This window comes from Aquitalea sp. LB_tupeE, from assembly GCF_013391415.1.
Lineage (GTDB): Bacteria > Pseudomonadota > Gammaproteobacteria > Burkholderiales > Chromobacteriaceae > Aquitalea.
In genome coordinates, this window is record NZ_JACAXB010000017.1 from 1 (window position 1) to 16,995 (window position 16,995).

18 protein-coding genes are annotated in these 16,995 nt (G+C 60.8%); 13 read left to right on the top strand and 5 right to left on the bottom strand.

Annotated features, from left to right (window positions below):
- The 12 genes from HWX34_RS21065 to HWX34_RS08215 all read left to right on the top strand — a co-directional run.
- Window positions 1-183, top strand: a 183-nt coding sequence (locus tag HWX34_RS21065) for a hypothetical protein (protein ID WP_218645112.1), incomplete at its 5' end; no start/stop codon positions are given.
- Window positions 184-210: 27 nt separating this feature from the next.
- Window positions 211-786: a GspH/FimT family pseudopilin gene (locus HWX34_RS08165; protein WP_178971793.1), complete on the top strand. Its 576-nt coding sequence runs from the start codon at window positions 211-213 to the stop codon at window positions 784-786.
- Window positions 783-1,274 (top strand): type IV pilus modification protein PilV, encoded by a 492-nt coding sequence (pilV, locus tag HWX34_RS08170; protein ID WP_178971794.1) that lies wholly within the window; start codon window positions 783-785, stop codon window positions 1,272-1,274. Before HWX34_RS08165 ends, pilV begins: the two co-directional genes overlap by 4 nt.
- Window positions 1,271-2,335, top strand: coding sequence for a PilW family protein (locus HWX34_RS08175; protein ID WP_178971795.1), 1,065 nt, complete (start codon window positions 1,271-1,273; stop codon window positions 2,333-2,335). Before pilV ends, HWX34_RS08175 begins: the two co-directional genes overlap by 4 nt.
- Complete coding sequence (locus HWX34_RS08180; protein WP_178971796.1) at window positions 2,335-2,886, top strand: PilX N-terminal domain-containing pilus assembly protein; 552 nt, start codon at window positions 2,335-2,337, stop codon at window positions 2,884-2,886. Before HWX34_RS08175 ends, HWX34_RS08180 begins: the two co-directional genes overlap by 1 nt.
- 12 nt (window positions 2,887-2,898) lie before the next feature.
- The gene (locus HWX34_RS08185) at window positions 2,899-7,038 is read left to right on the top strand and encodes a pilus assembly protein (RefSeq protein ID WP_178971797.1); all 4,140 of its coding nucleotides are present in this window, start codon (window positions 2,899-2,901) and stop codon (window positions 7,036-7,038) included.
- Between the two features lie 8 nt (window positions 7,039-7,046).
- On the top strand, window positions 7,047-7,457 hold the full coding sequence (locus HWX34_RS08190) for a type IV pilin protein (RefSeq protein WP_178971798.1): 411 nt from the start codon (window positions 7,047-7,049) through the stop codon (window positions 7,455-7,457).
- 102 nt (window positions 7,458-7,559) lie between these two features.
- On the top strand, window positions 7,560-8,060 hold the full coding sequence (gene rfaE2, locus HWX34_RS08195) for a D-glycero-beta-D-manno-heptose 1-phosphate adenylyltransferase (protein WP_062791484.1): 501 nt from the start codon (window positions 7,560-7,562) through the stop codon (window positions 8,058-8,060).
- Window positions 8,057-9,025: a biotin--[acetyl-CoA-carboxylase] ligase gene (locus HWX34_RS08200; protein WP_178971799.1), complete on the top strand. Its 969-nt coding sequence runs from the start codon at window positions 8,057-8,059 to the stop codon at window positions 9,023-9,025. The genes rfaE2 and HWX34_RS08200 overlap by 4 nt, the downstream gene beginning before the upstream one ends.
- Window positions 9,022-9,738 (top strand): type III pantothenate kinase, encoded by a 717-nt coding sequence (locus HWX34_RS08205; protein WP_178971800.1) that lies wholly within the window; start codon window positions 9,022-9,024, stop codon window positions 9,736-9,738. The genes HWX34_RS08200 and HWX34_RS08205 overlap by 4 nt, the downstream gene beginning before the upstream one ends.
- Window positions 9,735-10,604 carry an SPOR domain-containing protein gene (locus tag HWX34_RS08210; protein WP_178972005.1) on the top strand — a complete coding sequence of 290 codons (870 nt, stop codon included), beginning with the start codon at window positions 9,735-9,737 and terminating at the stop codon, window positions 10,602-10,604. Before HWX34_RS08205 ends, HWX34_RS08210 begins: the two co-directional genes overlap by 4 nt.
- 182 nt (window positions 10,605-10,786) lie before the next feature.
- Window positions 10,787-11,575: a YoaK family protein gene (locus HWX34_RS08215; protein WP_178971801.1), complete on the top strand. Its 789-nt coding sequence runs from the start codon at window positions 10,787-10,789 to the stop codon at window positions 11,573-11,575.
- Window positions 11,576-11,579: 4 nt separating this feature from the next.
- Here the strand turns inward: HWX34_RS08215 and HWX34_RS08220 are convergent, their stop codons facing one another.
- Entirely contained in the window at window positions 11,580-12,575 is a 996-nt protein-coding gene (locus HWX34_RS08220; RefSeq protein ID WP_178971802.1) for a M48 family metallopeptidase, read from the bottom strand.
- Between the two features lie 256 nt (window positions 12,576-12,831).
- Between HWX34_RS08220 and HWX34_RS08225 the strand changes: the two genes are divergently transcribed.
- Window positions 12,832-13,962: a hypothetical protein gene (locus HWX34_RS08225; protein WP_178971803.1), complete on the top strand. Its 1,131-nt coding sequence runs from the start codon at window positions 12,832-12,834 to the stop codon at window positions 13,960-13,962.
- Here the strand turns inward: HWX34_RS08225 and HWX34_RS08230 are convergent, their stop codons facing one another.
- From HWX34_RS08230 to cobT, 4 genes are read right to left on the bottom strand one after another with little or no spacing between them, the layout of a single operon-like run.
- On the bottom strand, window positions 13,963-14,478 hold the full coding sequence (locus HWX34_RS08230; RefSeq protein ID WP_255496627.1) for a GNAT family N-acetyltransferase: 516 nt from the start codon (window positions 14,476-14,478) through the stop codon (window positions 13,963-13,965).
- A gap of 35 nt (window positions 14,479-14,513) precedes the next feature.
- The gene (gene cobS / locus HWX34_RS08235; protein WP_178971804.1) at window positions 14,514-15,284 is read right to left on the bottom strand and encodes an adenosylcobinamide-GDP ribazoletransferase; all 771 of its coding nucleotides are present in this window, start codon (window positions 15,282-15,284) and stop codon (window positions 14,514-14,516) included.
- Window positions 15,281-15,883, bottom strand: a complete 603-nt coding sequence (locus tag HWX34_RS08240; RefSeq protein WP_131357094.1) for a histidine phosphatase family protein — start codon at window positions 15,881-15,883, stop codon at window positions 15,281-15,283. The genes cobS and HWX34_RS08240 overlap by 4 nt, the downstream gene beginning before the upstream one ends.
- A gap of 3 nt (window positions 15,884-15,886) precedes the next feature.
- A complete protein-coding gene (gene cobT / locus HWX34_RS08245) occupies window positions 15,887-16,921 on the bottom strand; it encodes a nicotinate-nucleotide--dimethylbenzimidazole phosphoribosyltransferase (RefSeq protein ID WP_178971805.1) in 1,035 nt (344 codons plus the stop codon).
- Window positions 16,922-16,995 lie beyond the last annotated feature (74 nt).

Consider the following 16,995-nt stretch of genomic DNA (forward strand, 5'->3'; position numbering starts at 1 on the left):
TTTGTGCTTTGTGCGCCAGCAATGCGCGTAGCACCACGCTGGCCGTCGATTCCTGTTGCTGCCTTCCTGCTGCCGACCTTCCTTTTACTCGACGGATTCTTTTGCCCTCTGCGTGCCGCTGATCAGAAAAAAACTATCGCCTGTCAGAAAATTCTTTGCAGTTTTACTGATGAATTACGCTAATGAGGTAGAAATTTCTCGAGAACTTCCATGGCCGGGACGCGCTGCCTGCGTGGCTTTACCTTGATCGAGGTGGTGGTGGTGATGGCGGTATTTGCCATTTTACTGACCCTTGCCCTGCCGTCGATGTCGCAGTTTGTGACTGGCAACCGGATCAAGCAAGCTGCCACCGATTTCGACATGACCTTGCTGAATGCACGCAGCAACGCCATGCGCATGGGTGTGCCTGTGGTGGTGTGCGCCTCGACCGGTGCCACCAGCAATAATGTCCCGAGTTGTGACGCATCCAGCTGGAGTTCGGGCTGGGTGTCCTTTGTTGACTATCAGCGTACTGGCAGCCCGACAGCTTCCGGGGTGCTGGTGGTGCATGGTTCGATTCCGTCTTCCTTGTATGTCACCGTGACTCCGAGTGCGACCACAGCCTTCCAGTACCTGCCCGGTGGCCAGTTGCAATTGCAGGCCAGCGGTACAGGCGGATCGGCAGCCACGACCACCACCAAGATTGCCATTTGTGATGTGACGGGCAAGAGTTCGACCATGGCGCAACAGGTCAACATCCTGGCCAATGGCCGTCCGCAGCGCCTGAATCTGGGGACCTGTCCATGAACCGTTCCGTGCCAGGAAATATCCGGCATGAGGCCGGGGTGACCATGATCGAGGTGCTGGTGGTACTGGTGATTGTGGCAATTGGTATGTTGGGCGTTGCCGCCTTGCAACTGAATAATCTGCGTTACTCCAGCATGAGCAGCGGGCGCCAGCAGGCTGCGCTGGTGGCCGAACAACTGGCAGACCGTATCCGGGCCAATGCCGGGGCGGACTATTCCACTGCATCCGGTAGTTATAGCGGTAATTGTTATTCGGCCTCTACCAATTGTCCGTCCACCACGCCGGCCAATCGTGCGGCCTTCGACCTGGCCGAGATGCAGGCCATTGCCGCCAGCAGCGGCCTGAGCAGCCCTGCGCTGGCAGTCAGCAAGGTGTCCAGTGGTGGCGTGACATTCGGTTATCAGGTGACGGTGAGCTGGCAGGAGCGGGCGACCAGTGTGGCTTCGCAGACAGCAACTGCGTCAATGTCGGTATTGGTGAAACCATGAGCAAGCATCCTGTGTCCGCCTTGCATGGTGACTCCCGTTTTCAGGCGGGCTTCACCATGCTGGAGTTGATGGTCTCGGTAACCATCAGCTTTTTCATCCTGCTGGCAGTGACCAATATCTTTATCGCCAACCAGCAAACCCTGGCGGCGCAGTCGGGCAATGCGCTGATGACAGATAACGGCCGCATTGGTCTGGCGGTAATTGGTCGCCTGTTGAAGCAGTCGGGTTATTGTGACGAAACGGCCTATAGCAACACCAATGCCAGTGGCAACTGGGTGGTGCCTTGTAATCACATTAATTCGGCTGCGGCATCGGGTAGTGCCGGGTCGGATGGCTTCAGTCAGATCAGCCTGAGCGCGTCGGCTGCGGTGAGTATTGCCAGTGGAACCAGCAGTTTTACCTTGAGCAATGGCAATAGCACCAGCCTGAGTGCCATGGGGCAGAAAAGCGATACCCTGACCATCAGCTACATCACCGGGCCGCAGGCTTCTTCCAATACCGCCATGCCGGATTGTCTGGGTAATCCGTCGCCGGCGGCCAGCAATGTGATTGTCAGCAACCGCTTCTACATCAAGGTGCAGGGTGTGGGGACCGGCAGTAGCCCGCAGGTGGTTCGCCCGCAGTTGATGTGTGATGTCAGCTGGACCGATATCAATGGCAATGCCCTGTCCAGCGCGTTGACCAGCAGCCTGGTTTCATCGGGCATTGTGGCGGAGAACATCGAACGCATCGGCGTGCTGCTGGGTGTGGATAGTGCCAGTGATGGTCAGCCTGATTATTACACGCCGCCCAGTTCTTCCATCAGCATGAGCAAGGTATATGCAGTGCGCGTGGTGCTGCTGGCCAGGCAGGACCCGGTTTACAACCAGGCGCGGGCAGAGGCCTTTGGTGGTGCCACCTTCAATATGTTCGGGAGTAATTACGGAGCCACGGTGTCGTCCAGCGACAACTCCTGGGTGGCGCCGCTGGCCTCGGCGACGGTGGCGTGCAGTGCCAGCAATCCATGCTGGGCGCGCCGTCTGTATGACTCTACCTTTGTCTTGCGCAACAGGATGTCGTGATGAGAGCGCTACCAATCAATTCTGCACAACGCGGGGCCGCCCTCTTGGTGGTGCTGGTGCTGCTGGTAGCCATGATGCTGATCGGCCTGACTGCGTTTTATTCGTCCAAGCAAGAGGAACGGCTGGCGCGTGCGGGGCGGGATGGCTTGATGGCCAGGGAGGCGGCGGAGGCGGCCTTGCGCTATGCCGAGGGTCAGATTGCCAGTGGCGTGATCAGCGGCAATCTGGGTTTCAACAGCTGTCCCAATAGCGCATCCACCGGGCTTTGTTCCAACTATGCCAGTGGGCCGATGAGTGTTTTGTTGGCATCCGCAGCGATTTCCACCTCGCCCACCACGGTGGCAACAGTGCCCAGCAGTGCCTGGAATGGCGGCAGTCTGGGTAGTTTCAGCTTGCAAGCCCCGCGCTATGCCATTGAAGTCATTCCGGACCAGGCACCAGGCAGCGACCTGAGCACGGAAAGTTATTTATACCGGATTACCGCCTGGGGTTTTGGTTTCAACAGCAATATCGTGACGGTGACCGAGTCGGTTTACCGCCCGTCGAAGTAAATGGAGTCGGCAATGAAAACCAGATTGTGCATGTTGGGATTGTTGCTATGGAGCTGCTGCCTGTCGGTGGTGCAAGCGGCTTCGGCGGTGACCATCGGCTCCTTGCCTTTGGCCGGCATCGGTTCTTCCTATGGCCCGAATGTGATGTTTGCCCTGTCGGTGGAATTTCCGACCGCTGGCTCGGCGTTCAACACCAAGACATCCATCGGCAGCGTGGCAGACCTGGATGTTTCCGGGGTGGGGAATACCCCGTTTCTGGGATATTTTGATTATGCCAAATGCTATAAATACAGCGGCTCAGGATCGACAGGCTATTTCTCACCCTATGCCAGTGCCACGCTGACATCGGTGACGTACAACTCCACTGTTTACAAGATTTATACCTGTGATGGCACGGCCTGGAGCGGCAATTTGCTGAACTGGGCCACCATGACCGCAATTGATATTTTCCGCGCCACCCTGACCGGCGGTAACCGTGCGCTGGGCACCGGCGGCTGGTCCACTTCATCGGGCAACTCCACCGCAGCCACGCTGGTGAGCGATTATTCTGCTGGTGACTCCACCACTGCAACCTATCTGCGCCGCTCTGCCGTGGTACCTGGTCAGAACCAGAGTTACAACCTGACGGGTAAAACCGTATCCGGTTTGACGGTGGGCGGGACCAATTATCTGGCCAAGATCACACCATACAGTTCGACCTATACCAATCTGTGGTTCAGCAATGGTCCGGGTTACGATGGCTCGTCCACGACTTCTCACCCCTGGAGTGTGTCTGTTTACCGGTCCAGTAATGGTACCCAGCCAGGCACCCCGACTGAGGTGGATAACGCCATCGTCAAAGTCTGCGTCAGCGGCATGGTGGAAACCGGCAGCACTACACCCTACACCTGCAAGCAATATGGCAGTAACTACAAGCCGGAAGGGCTGATCCAGTCCAATGGCAGCAAGATGCGCTTTGGTGCCGCCAGTTATCTGGTGAATACCCAATACACCCAGGATGGCGGTGCCTTGCGTGCCCGCCTGAAATACCCGGGCATTTCCCAGACAGTGACAGGTGGGTCGGGCAGCAGTTACACGCTGGGTGCCGAATGGAATAGCGACGGGACTTTTGTCGTCAATCCCGACACCACTGACGCAGCCTCACACACCATTACTGCTGCGGATACTTCAACCACCTACGGTAGCACCCTGGCCGTGTCCAATAGTGGGGTGGTCAATTACCTGAACAAATTTGGTGACACTATTAGTGGCAATGTCGGCTACAAGGGTTATGACCCGGCCGCGCACCTGTACTATGCTGCGTTGCGCTATTACCGCAACTACGGCAACTATTCCACCTTTACCAGCACGCTGAGCAGCAATACTGCGTGGCAGGGCGGCTTCCCGGCCATTACCGACTGGGACGACCCCATCCTCAACTCTTGCCAGAAAAACTTCATCATCTATATCGGGGATAGTAATACCCATAACGATATTGATCTGCCGGGTTCATCCTGGTCTGGTGCCGTGGTTCCCACGGATGACACTGCTTTCAATGTTTCCACCTGGACGCAGAATCTGGGTACGGATGAGGGTATGACCGGTACGCAATATCAAACGGTGAATACAGGTTCCACCAACTCGCCTCCCTATATTGCCGGTCTGGCCTGGTGGGCGAATACCAACAATATCCGCACCAAATCCGGCGATACCAAAACAGCCAGTGTCAGCTCCTTCATGATTGACGTGGTTGAAGGCGGGAATTACAAGGGGGTAGGGAATTATCCTTGCTCTTCATATTGGAGTTCCAATGTCTGCAATGCCTTCTTCATGGCGGCTAAATATGGCGGATTTACCGACTCCAATGCCAATAGCTGGCCAGACCTCCCCAAGGAGTGGGCATCGGCAGCCAGCAGCAGTACATCCACTACCGGTACCAGCTCCATTTCGGTGTTCCCCAGCCCGGCTGCTGGCTATACCGGCACGCCGACCAATTATGCCCCGGCCAATAATCCGGCAGCCATGGTGACCGCACTGACCAATGCGCTCAGTACGGTGTCCGGTTCGGCCAATGCGTCCCAGGCCGGCCTGGCGGGCTCCTTTACCGGCAGCAAGGTATTCAGTGCCAGCACCTATGTGTTCCAGCCGGCATTCAACTCCACCGACTGGAGTGGTGACCTGCTCGCCAATACCTACTCGTTGAGCACCAGCTCCACCGGAGCCATTACCGTGACCTACAACACGGCATGGCAGGCCAAGCTGAAGCTGGAAAGCCAGCTGAACAACAGCGTGTCGTCACGTAATGTGCTGACTTACGACTACACCACCATGACCGGTGCCGCATTCAACACAACCTGGTACTCCGCACTCAGTAGCAAGACAGATGTCCCGACCGGTACCACCAGCTTCCAGTACACCGGTTTGAATACGGGGGGTTACGGTACTTACCGGGTCAATTACCTGCGTGGTGACAAAACTCAGGAAGGCAGCTCCGCTTCGCCGCAGTTCCGTACCCGCAACTACCGCATGGGCGATGTGGTGCATTCCACGCCGGTGTTCATTCCCACGCCGACGGCAGATCCGAGTGGTTGCTCCTTCGATGCCAATCTTTCCAGTCCGGCCACGGACCGGGCGACCATTTTCGCCCGTCCGGCCGCAGTGGCCGTGGCAGCCAACGATGGTATGTTGCACATCTTCAATGCCACCTACGGCAGCAGCAATGTAGGCAATGAATTGGCGGCCTATCTGCCAGCCAGCATTTACCCCAACCTGCCCAATCTGAGTTCCACCACGTATGCGCACCAGTACTTCAATGATGGTTCGCCGATGTACAAGGATGTGTGCTTCCTGTATGGCAGTAATGGCTCGGCACTGGCCAGCCCGGAAGCCCGTTCGGTGGTGGTGGGCACGACCGGGGCGGGGGGCAGCAGCGTGTATGCGCTGGATGTCACCCATGTGGACAGCCTGGGCAGCAGCAATGTGCTGTGGGAGTTCTCGGCCAAGGATGATGCCAAACTGGGCAATACCATTGGCAATCCGACAATCACCAAGCTTGCCAATGGCCGGCCGGCAGTGATCTTCGGCAATGGCTACAACCAGAGCAGTGGTACCACCGCCTCGTTGTTCGTGCTGTATCTGGACAAGCAACCGGGCACAGCCTGGACCAAGGGAAGCAACTATTTCCGTATCGACCTGCCCGCGCCCACCTTGCTGAATACTTCACCCAACGGCCTGTCTGAACCGGGCATCATCATCAGCAATGGTGCGGTGAAAACGGCTTATGCCGGGGACTTGAACGGTAATTTGTGGAAGTTCGACCTGTCCTCCACCACGCCGGGCAACTGGACCGCACCGACTGCTCCGCTGTTCACTGCCTGTGCCGGTACCTCCACTGGCCAGACCAGTGGCACCCAGTGCACGGCCAGCACGGTGCAGCCGATCACTTCCGGGGTGAAAGTGACGCGTGATCCGCTGCGTGGTTATCTGGTGTTGTTCGGCACCGGCCAGTATCTGTCCGGCAATGACCTGAGCCAAAGCAATACCCAGACCCTGTACGGTATCCGGGATGATGGCACCTTGTCCGGCAAGACCACTATCTCGGCCAGCTTGCTGGCACAGAGCATTGGTTCGCAGGTGACGACCAGCACCGATATCAGTACCGGTAATTCCCTGACCTACTACAGCATCAGTAATAACACCACCTCCAGTATCTCGGCGTGTTCCGGGGTGAATGGCTACCTGCCCAGTGGCTGCAATGGCTGGTATTTGCCGCTGACTGCCAGCGGATTTACCAATAGTCGGGTAGTCACCACGCCCACCTTGTACCAGAACACGCTGGCGTATTTCACGGCCATCACGCCTTCCTCCACCAGTGTGTGCGGCAGTGGCGGCACCACCACCTTGTTTGGTCTGAACTATGCGACCGGCGGTGGATCGACCTCGGCGATTTACGATACCTCCGGCAATGGCATGATGAATAGTGCCGACCAGGGGGCCAATGCGGTGACCAGCAACGGGATTGCCCCGGGGGGGCCCATGTTCGTGATGGTGGCTGGCAAGAGCTATATCCTTAACAGCACCGGCTCTGACGGCAAGATCGGTACGATGGGCAATCAGAACTACAGCACCATGTACGGTCGCCTGTCCTGGCGTGAAATCATTCAATCCTGGTGAGCAAGAACATGACGGATAAAAACAGTGGTTTTACCTTGATCGAGATGATGATCACCGTGGCCATCGTCGGCATTCTGGCGGCGATTGCCCTGCCGTCCTATCGCAATTACATCATTCGCGGGCACCGTAGCGAGGCGGCAACCGTGATGTTGCAAGTGGCGCAGGAGCAGGAGCGTTACTACACCATGAACAACCAGTACAACATCGGCGCCACCCAGGTCAGCCCGCTGGGGGCGACCGGCACTTCCGTCCTGTACAACATCACCGTGGTCAGTGGTACGGCCCCGGCCGGTTTCCAGGTGAATGCGGTGCCGGCCAACAGCCAGTCGCCAGATACCCAATGTGGCACGCTGACGCTGGATGCGCTGGGCAATAAAGGGTCTAGTGGCACCTACTCCACCGCAGATTGCTGGAAGTAAGTCAGCTGCCGCATTCCCGCGCATTGTTTCTGAAGCGGCATGCAGCCTGAGAGCGTGACTACCGTATAATGTCGGCCAGTCTCGCTCCTTACAGGCCTTGCCATGTCCTACCCCACACCTGCATTCGAAGACAAGATCTGCCCGCCGGAACAGCTGGCGCAGCGGCTGGCGGCATTGCCGCGTCCCATCGTGTTCACCAACGGCTGTTTCGACATCCTGCATCGCGGTCATGTCACCTATCTGGCGCAGGCCCGTGCGCTGGGGGCCAGCCTGGTGCTGGGCCTGAATACCGATGCCTCGGTCAAGCGTCAGGGCAAGGGCGAGGACCGGCCCATCAATAATGAACAGAACCGTGCCGCCGTGCTGGCTGCGCTGGAAAGCATCAGCCTGGTGACCTGGTTTGACAGCGACACCCCGGCCGAGCTGATCGAGCTGGTCAAGCCGGATGTGCTGGTGAAGGGTGGCGACTGGGCGGTCGACAAGATTGTCGGCAGCGCCGAAACCCTGGCCCGTGGCGGCCAGGTGCATTCCATTCCCTTCCTGTTTGCTACCTCCACCACGCAAACCATCAACAAGATCCGCGCGGCCGAGGATCAGGCGTGAGCGAGCATGCATTTGCCGTACTGCGCCAGCTTAGCGATGGTCGCTTCCACTCCGGTGCCGACATCGCCCGCGAGCTGGGCTGTTCGCGCACACTGATCTGGCAGGCAGTACATGCCATCGAACAGGAATTCGGACTGACGGTATTCAGTGTGCGTGGTCAGGGCTACAAGCTGGCCGAGCCCTTCGAGTGGCTGGACGTGGCCCGTGTACGTGAGGCCTTGACCTCACCCGCAGCGGAAACCTTCACCCTGGCAGTGACCGAGCGCACCGACTCCACCAACAGCCAGCTGATGGCGCGTGCGGCCAGTGGTGGCCTGCACGGCCTGGTGCTGGCGGCCGAAATGCAAACCGCAGGCCGTGGCCGACTGGGGCGACGCTGGCAAAACCGGCTGGGCGCAGGGTTGACCTTCTCGTTACTGTGGCGCTTTGATCGGGGACTGGCCGAGCTGGCCGGCCTGTCGCTGGCGGTGGGCCTGGCGCTGGCGCGTGCCTTGCATCGTCTGGCGGTGCCGGTGCAGCTCAAATGGCCCAACGACGTGCTGCTCAATGGCCGCAAGCTGGCCGGTATCCTGATCGAGCTATCGGGCGATGCGCTGGGGCCGGCTGCGGTGGTCATCGGCATCGGCCTGAATATCGACAATCCCGGCGAGGTGGATCAGCCGGTGGCCTCGCTGGCCGAAGCGGGCATCCAGCTGGGTCGCAACCAGTTGCTGGCGGCCCTGCTCAGCGAACTGGCCGTGGTGCTGGACACCTTCAACCGCGAGGGCTTTGCTGCCTTCCGCGAGGACTGGATCCGCTGCTCCAGCCACGAAAACGCACCGGTGCGGCTGAGTTTTTCCCATGGCGAACCGGTGGATGGCATTGCCCGAGGTGTAGCAGAAAACGGTGCCCTGCAAGTGGAAACGGCAGATGGCAGCCTGCGCATCTTCCATGCCGGTGAAGTCAGCCTGCGGAGCCGCGCATGAAGCTGCTGCTGGATGCAGGTAACAGCCGCCTCAAATGGGGCGTGCATGATGGCGAGTGCTGGCAGGCGCAAGGTGCGGTCAGTCATGAGCAGATTGCCCAGCTGACCACGCAATGGGCTGCCTGGCCGATAGACAGCGTTTACGCCGCATCGGTGGCCCGCCAGACGGTGGCCGATGCCATCAACCAGACCGCCCCCTGTCCGGTGCAGTGGGTGCGCTCCGCCGCTGGTTTTGCCGGTGTGCGCAATCACTACCGCAATCCGGCCGAGCAGGGTGCTGACCGCTGGCTGGCGGTACTGGCGGCGCGCAGCCTGTGTGCGGGTGATGTGGTGGTGGCCTGTGCCGGTACGGCGCTGACGGTGGAAGCGCTGACCGCAGAGGGCGATTATCTGGGTGGAATGATTTTGCCCGGTCAGGCACTGATGCTGCGCAGCCTGGCACAGGGAACCGCCCAGCTGGACCGCATGGCCGGGCAGGTGACAGCCTTCCCGCAAGGCACCGAAGACGCGCTGGCCAGCGGTGTGCTGGCAGCCCAGTGCGGTGCCATCGAGCGCATGTGCCTGCAACTGGCGGCACATACCGGCCGACCCACGCCGCAGCTGCTGCTGACCGGTGGGGATGCCGCCTCCATTGCTGCGCAACTCGCCGTCCCGGCGACGATCGTGGATAATCTCGTGCTGATGGGACTCTTGAGAGTAGCGTGCGAATCATGAAGTGGTTTCTGGTACTGATTGTGGTGCTGAATCTGGCCGTGGCCGGTTATGGCAGCTTCAAGCAACGTCCGCCGGCGGACGTGCATGCGCAGGAAATCAGCCCTGAGCAGGTCAAGCTGTTGCCGGCAGACTGGCAGCCGGCCTCTGCCCCGGCCGGTGACGCCAGTGCGCCGCTGAAGGTGTTGGCATCCATGCCGCAAACCGAAGCGCTGAAGCCGGAAGACCTCAGCAAGGCTGCGTCACAGCCGGTGGCCGCCAAACCGGCCAAGACTGAGGCATCGGCCACTACGGCCAAGGCTGAAGTAAAGAATCCGCCGCCCGCCAAGCTAGTAGAAAAACCCGCCGAGAAAACGGCTGAAAAACCCAAGACCGAAGCCATCAAGCCCGAACCCAGCAAGGCGCTGGCCTGCTACGACTGGGGTACGCTGGATGCCAAGTTGCTGACCCGGGTGAAGGGTGGTTTGCCCGGCCTCAAGCTCAAGCCCGAGCAACTGGTGGAAAGCAGCAAGGGCGAGGTCAAGGCCAATGGCAAGTTCTGGGTCTACCATCCGCCGCTGGCGACCCAGTCTGAAACCCAGACTCTGTCTGCCGAACTGAAAGACAAGGGTTTTGACAACTACATCGTGCACAGCGCGGAATTCAAGGGCAGCGTGTCGCTTGGCCTGTTCGGCCAGGAGTCTGCTGCCAAGGCCATGCAGGCAAAGGTGAAGGCTGCGGGCTTTGACAAGGTGGCCGTCGAGCAGAAGGGTCAGAAATCTTCCGCGACGGTGCTCAGATTCAAGGCGCTGGACCCGCAGCAGGCCGAGCGTCTGCAAGCGCTGCAAAAGCGCCTGACGCCGGGGATTGCCTTGCAGGCTTGCCGTTAATCGCAGCGGACAAGACGGTGTGGTGTCGCTGGCGTAAGCGATGCTGACGAAGCTGGGCGCAACGCCAAGGCATTGCGCTGCCGCAAATGCGCTGGCAATCAGGCTTGTCAGCAGACCCTTGCAAGATGGATGATGAACGGCAATGGCGGGTGTTCCGCCTTGCCGTTTTTTCATGGTTCGCTATGTCCCGACGTTCAAGCAATATCACCCGCCTGCTGGACCGTGGCGCTTTCAACGACCGTGTCCTGCGCCAGCTGGGCGGCTCGATGGCCTTTATTGCCGGCGCGCTCAATGCCGGTGGTTTCCTGGCGGTACAACGTTATACCTCGCATGTCTCCGGGGTGGTGTCCGGCATGGCCGACGACCTGGCCCTGGGGGAAGTTCGCCTGTCGCTGTCCATGTTGATCATGCTGCTGTGTTTCATCAGTGGTGCCATGCACTCCACCTGGCTGATCCTGTGGGCCAGACGCCAGCGTCTGCGCGGTGGTTACGGGGTGTCGATGATGGAAGAGGCCGGTTTCCTGCTGCTGTTTGGTGTGCTGGGTGCGGGGCTGGCCAGCCACAAAGGCTTGTTCACACCACCCACCGTGATGCTGCTGTGTTTCATCATGGGCATGCACAACACCATTGTCACCAAGCTGTCCGGTGGCCTGCTGCGCTCCACGCACATGACCGGCATTGCCACCGATATCGGCATCGAACTGACCAAGATGAGTTACTACAACCATCTGCACAGCCCCAAGATCAAAGACATCAAATCCAACCGCAGCCGGCTGTGGGTATACAGCATGATTCTGACGGCCTTCTTCCTGGGCGGCGTGGTGGGGGCACTGGGTTTCAAGCATCTGGGCTATGCCTTTACCCTGCCGCTGGCCTTGCTGTTGTTTGCACTGGGCTTGCGCCCGGTATGGTACGACATGCGTCTGCGCTGGCGCTGGTGGCAGCATCGCCACGATGTGCGCCAGCCCTGAAGTCTCAGCCAGCCTGGGGTGTGCAGTGGCTGGCAGTGTCCACCTGGTGGGTGCCGGGGTGGGCTGCCAGCAGGGTAGCGGCACTGTGGTCCGGCCCGTCCAGCCGCGCGAGCAAGGCATCGCGGGCGCACAGGCTTTGTGCACCCAGCAGGCGGCTGGCATAGGCGTCGGCTTCGGCCTCAAAGTCCGCAGGATATTTCATGTCCGCCAGCAGGATGGGGGCCACAGCCAGCAGGGTGGAGCGGTCGCCACTAAACAGATTGACCGCCAGCGAAACACCGCCTGAGCGGATCAGGCCGCGCAAGCCGTGGCGTGCTTCGATGTGTCCCACCGCATGGGCCAGCATGGCCTGCATTTCCAGCGGGCTTTTGCTATTACGCACCAGTTGGTCGGTGACAATGATTTGCCCGCCGGGCAGGGGAATGATGTCCGGACCCAGCTCGCGCGCATCCACCAGTTGCAAGTGATAACGATAGGGGCTGTTGCCCGGCACCAGCTGCTGCAATTGCTGTTGCAGTGCTTGCTGGCGGCTGTCCGGCAAGCGGGAAGGGCGTAACGTGCTGGTTTTCTCCAGCAGGCTCAGGGTGGCGCTGGCCATCGCCTGTTCCACCGCGGGCGGGGTGCGGCGTGCGGCCTCGCTGGCAAGCCAGGGCAGGCCATTGCGGTAGGCAAACCAGCAGGCCAGCAGCAAGAGCAGCAAACCAGCCAGCCGCAGCTGCGGCCAGCAGCGCCGCAGCCCGTCCAGCAGGCGGGCGGCCAGTGGCAGGTGGCCGGTCAGTTGCTGGCATTGATAGGCGCTGGCCACCTCGATGATGCCACCGTCCGGTAATTGCAGCCGGTCTGGTCGACCGGCCCTGCCGGGGTGAAAGCTGACCTCCCGCGCCGGGTAGCGATGTGTGTGCACCCCGTCGGTGAACACCAGATGATGGACATTGCGTTGCAGCATCACGGCTTTGCCGATCTGGCTGCGACCATCCAGATAATTGCCGGGCAGACTCATGGCAGATGAATCCTGTTGCGCGCAACCCGCGAAGGGGTGGCAGGCTGGTAGAGGGAAAGTATGTTGTTGTCTTTCCTAATCTGTAGCGCAAGCCGACTGCTTTGGCAACGGTGCGCTCACCCCTTGTTTGCTTTGTCTACTGGCTGGTGTTGGTGTTTTGCTGTTTTGATATAGGGGGCAAGCTGCTGGGTTCTGTGCTGTACTGACAGCATTGTGCTGTTGTGGCGCGGTTTTGCTTGAAGAAGGGGGTGAGAAGATGCGCAAACTGGGTGGAGTACTATTGCTGATACTGGCGCACGGCGTGCTGGCTGCGCCGCAGTTATTGCAGGGCAAGGTCGGACAGGCCGCGGTTGTGATGGAGCTGGACATTGCCAAGGACGGTCAGGTGGAGGGGCGCTATTTTTATCGCAAACATCACCGCGATATCGCCCTGACCGGCAGGCAGCAGGCCGATGGCAGCTTGCAACTGGGCGAGAACTTGCAATATGACGAACAGCGCAATGACATGACCCTGCGGCCGCAGAACGGCGGCTGGGTAGGCGAATGGCATGGCCCCAAGGCTACCAAGTTAGTGCCGGTCAGCCTGAATGCCTATACCCAGTCACAGTGGCCGGCCAGCAACGATGCCGCGTTAAACCCGGTACGCCAGCGTTCCGGCTACGACTATGTCCGCATGGTGGACTTGCCGCTCAAGGCAGGCAAGCGTGAGCGGCTGCAGGGTCATACCCTGCAATGGTGGGACGAGCCAGTCAGCAAGATCCGCCTGTTCCGCGTGGTGGATGGTTATCCACAGGCCAGCCTGCAGCGCATCAACCAGCTGCTGGCCGAGCGCCAGTGGCAGGAAGTGGCTAGTTATTTCGACTGCCAGCTGGGCGGCGCACGGACTGCTGGAGCGGATTTCGAACAAACGGTGACGCCGCACCTGCTGGGCAGCAAGTTGCTGAGTGTCAGTATTTTCACCAGCTATTACTGCGGTGGTGCCCACCCGGATTTTGCCGATAATCCGCTGACGCTGGATGTTGCCAGCGGCAAGGCGCTGCAACTGGAGGATTTGCTGTGGGTAGGCAAGGGCAAGCCGCAACTGGCGCGCAAGGCCGGTGGCGAGCGGGCCGACTATCAGTATGAGGAGAAGGTGCTGGCACCCTGGCTGGTGAACACCCTGACCCGTCTGTATCCGGCGCAGACCAAGCCGGGTAATGAGGACGAGTGCGATTACCGCGACCCGCAGGTATGGCAGTTTGTTAGCTGGTATGCCACGCCGCAGGGGCTGACGCTGGGGCCGTCTTTTGCCCGCGTGGCACGTGCTTGCGAATATCCGGAGTGGAGCGTGCTGCCCTGGAGTGTGGTCAAGCAGCATCCGGGTGCGCGGCCGGACCTGCTGCCCTGATCAGGCCGCCTGGCTGGTTTTCGGCTGGGCGCGGCGGGCAGGCTGCCAGCGGCCCTCTGCTGCGCCGCGCTGCCACTCCATATAGCGTTCGCCATGCTGCAGGGCCGTAAAGCCCAGCTGGCGGTAAAAGCCGCCGGCATCACGCGAAACCAGCAAAAAGCGGCGTAATTGTTGCAATTGCGGGTGGTCCTGCGCAGCACGGATCATGGCCTGTCCCACGCCCTGACCGCGCCAGTCGGGTAGCACAAACACATCGGACAGATAGGCAAAGCTGGCGTAATCGGTAATCACCCGGGCAAAGCCGATCTGCCGCTGCTGGTGATAGGCGGCAATGATCAGCGAATGCTGGATGGCACGTTCCAGCAGCGCAGCATCCATGCCGCTGGCCCAGTGCGCCTGGGTGGTGAGGAATTGCAGGATCATGGCGCGGTCCAGCCGTGCCGGGTCGTGCGAAATGTCCAGTTGCATGCGCGCCGCTCCCTGATGGTGGATGCGGGCAGTATCCGGCGCGGACATCACCACACCATGACGACCTGATGACAAGACTTTTACTACGCCCTCAGCAGCGGTACCGGTAATAGCAACAAGCCCAGCAGCAGGATTTCACACACTTCGATGCCTGCGCCCAGGCAGTCACCGGTCATGCCACCCAGCTTGCGTTTGAGCCAGCCGCGCCACAGCAGTGCGGCCAGCGGTGCCAATAGCAGTGCCGGGGCTAGCCACAGCGACAGACCCAGCAAGGCCAGCAGGCCGATGGCCTGCGCCCGCCATTGCGGCTGCCAGGCAAAGCGTTCACCGCTGCCGGGTGCCAGTGGGGGCAGGGTGGCCGACCAGAACAAGGCAAACAGCCGCGCCCAGGCCGGTAACAGCAGCAGGCCGGGCAGCTTTTGAGGCTGACTGGCCAGCAACATCAGCAGCACCAGTTTGCTGACGATGGCGCAAATCAGCGCAATCACGCCAAAGCTGCCCACGTGCGGGTCTTTCAATACCTCGAAAAAGCGCTCGCGCGAACGATGGGCTGCGCCCATGGCATCACTCAGGTCGGCCAGGCCATCCAGATGCAGGCCGCCGGTAATGCCTATCCACAGCAACAGACCGGCCAGCGCCCCCAGCCAGGGGTCGTGCAGGCTGCCCAGCCACACCGCCAGCCACAGCAAGCTGCCCAGCAGCAAGCCAACCGGCGCAAACCAGCGGGCGCTGGCTGCCAGCCATTCCGGGTGGAAGGTGCGCAGCTGCGGTGTAGGCAGGCGGGTGAGGAACTGGATGGCCAGAATCAGGCTTTGCCACCAGCGGGCGGGAGGGGTGGCTGTCGGCTGGCTCATGCTTCGCCGGGGCTTTCCAGATGCATCAGATAGGCCGGATGGCCTTCCAGAATGGACAGTTGGGCAAAGCCGCCGCGCTGTACGGTCATCAGCTTGGCCACGTCGAATTCGGTGCCCAGCAGCTCGGCCAGCAGGGCGGTGATCACCCCGCCATGGCACACCAGTACCCGGTGGCTGCCACGCGCGGTCTGAATCCATTCGCTGAATCCGCTCAACACCCGGGTGCGGAAGACTTCATAGCTTTCCCCGCCGGGCGGAATCAGCTCGCCCGCGGCCACGCGGCTGCCCCAGTCCGGATGCTGGCCGGACAGTACCGCACGCGACATGCCGTCCCAGTCGCCAAAGTCGAATTCGGCAAAGCGTTCGTCCACCTTCAGCGGCAGCGAGCCATGCAGGGCCTGATGCACAGCAAACTCGCGGCAGCGTTGCAGCGGCGAGGTGGCCATGCTGGTGACGGGTGCCAGCTGGTTCAGCCGTTGCCAGCTGCGGCTCATCTGCTCGCAGCCCAACTCATTCAATGGCAGGTCGGTGCGGCCGATCAAACGGCCGTCGTGGTCGATTTCGCCGTGGCGCAGCAAGGTGAGCGTATACGGGTTCATGCCTCAGTCTTTCTCAGTGACGCCGGCCTGGGCAAACGTGGCCATTTCGGCGTGCAGCTTGATGGCCAGTTGCAGCAAGGGCACGCAGGTGGCAGCACCGGAGCCTTCACCCAACCGCATGCCCAGCGCCACCAGCGGCTTCAGTTGCAGGGCTTCCAGTGCCAGCTTGTGACCGGTTTCTTCCGAACAATGGCTGGCCAGCAGCCAGTCGGCCACTGCCGGGTCGATGGCGCGGGCGGCCAGGGCGGCGGCGCTGGCAATGAAACCATCCACCAGCGAGGGCACACCCAGTGCCGCGCCTTCCAGATAGAAACCCGCCATGGCGGCAATTTCCAGCCCGCCCAGTTCCGCCAGCACAGCCTTGCCATCCAGATGCTGGCCTTGCAGGCGGTCCAGCGCCTGTTGCACCACGCGGCGCTTGTTGACGAGGCCGGCGTCGTCGATACCGGTGCCGCGGCCGACAATGCTGTCCACGCTGTGGCCTGCCAGACGGCAGATCAGCGTGGCAGACGGCGTGGTATTGCCAATGCCCATGTCACCGGCAATCAGCAGATTGGCCCCGTGTTCCACAGCGCGCCGCGCCGCAGCGCGGCCCACCTCCAGCGCGGCCGCGCACTGTTCTGCCGTCATGGCAGCTTCCACTGCCAGGTTGGCAGTCCCGGCGGCTACCTTGGCCTGCACAATGGGCAGTTCCGGCAGCGGGCCCAGTACACCCACGTCCACCACTTCCAGCCGTGCGGCAATGGCGCGGGCCAGCACGCAAATGGCAGCGCCACCGGCGGCAAAATTCTTGACCATTTCACCAGTTACGATGGACGGATAGGCAGACACGCCTTCCGCTGTCACGCCGTGGTCGCCGGCAAATACGGTGATGGCCGGCTGCAGGGCGTCTGGAATGGTTTTGCCCTGCCATGCGGCAAAACGACAGGCCACCGTTTCCAGTACACCCAGGCTGCCGGCCGGTTTGGTCAGCGAATTCTGGCGTTGCAGGGCGGCTTCATGAAAAGCGTGGGCAGGAAGGGCAATGGCCTGGGACATGGTGCAGTTTCTCGAGGTTGGCATGGACTAGAGCGCGACTCTAAGACATGGGGGGCAGCACGGCAAGCTGAATG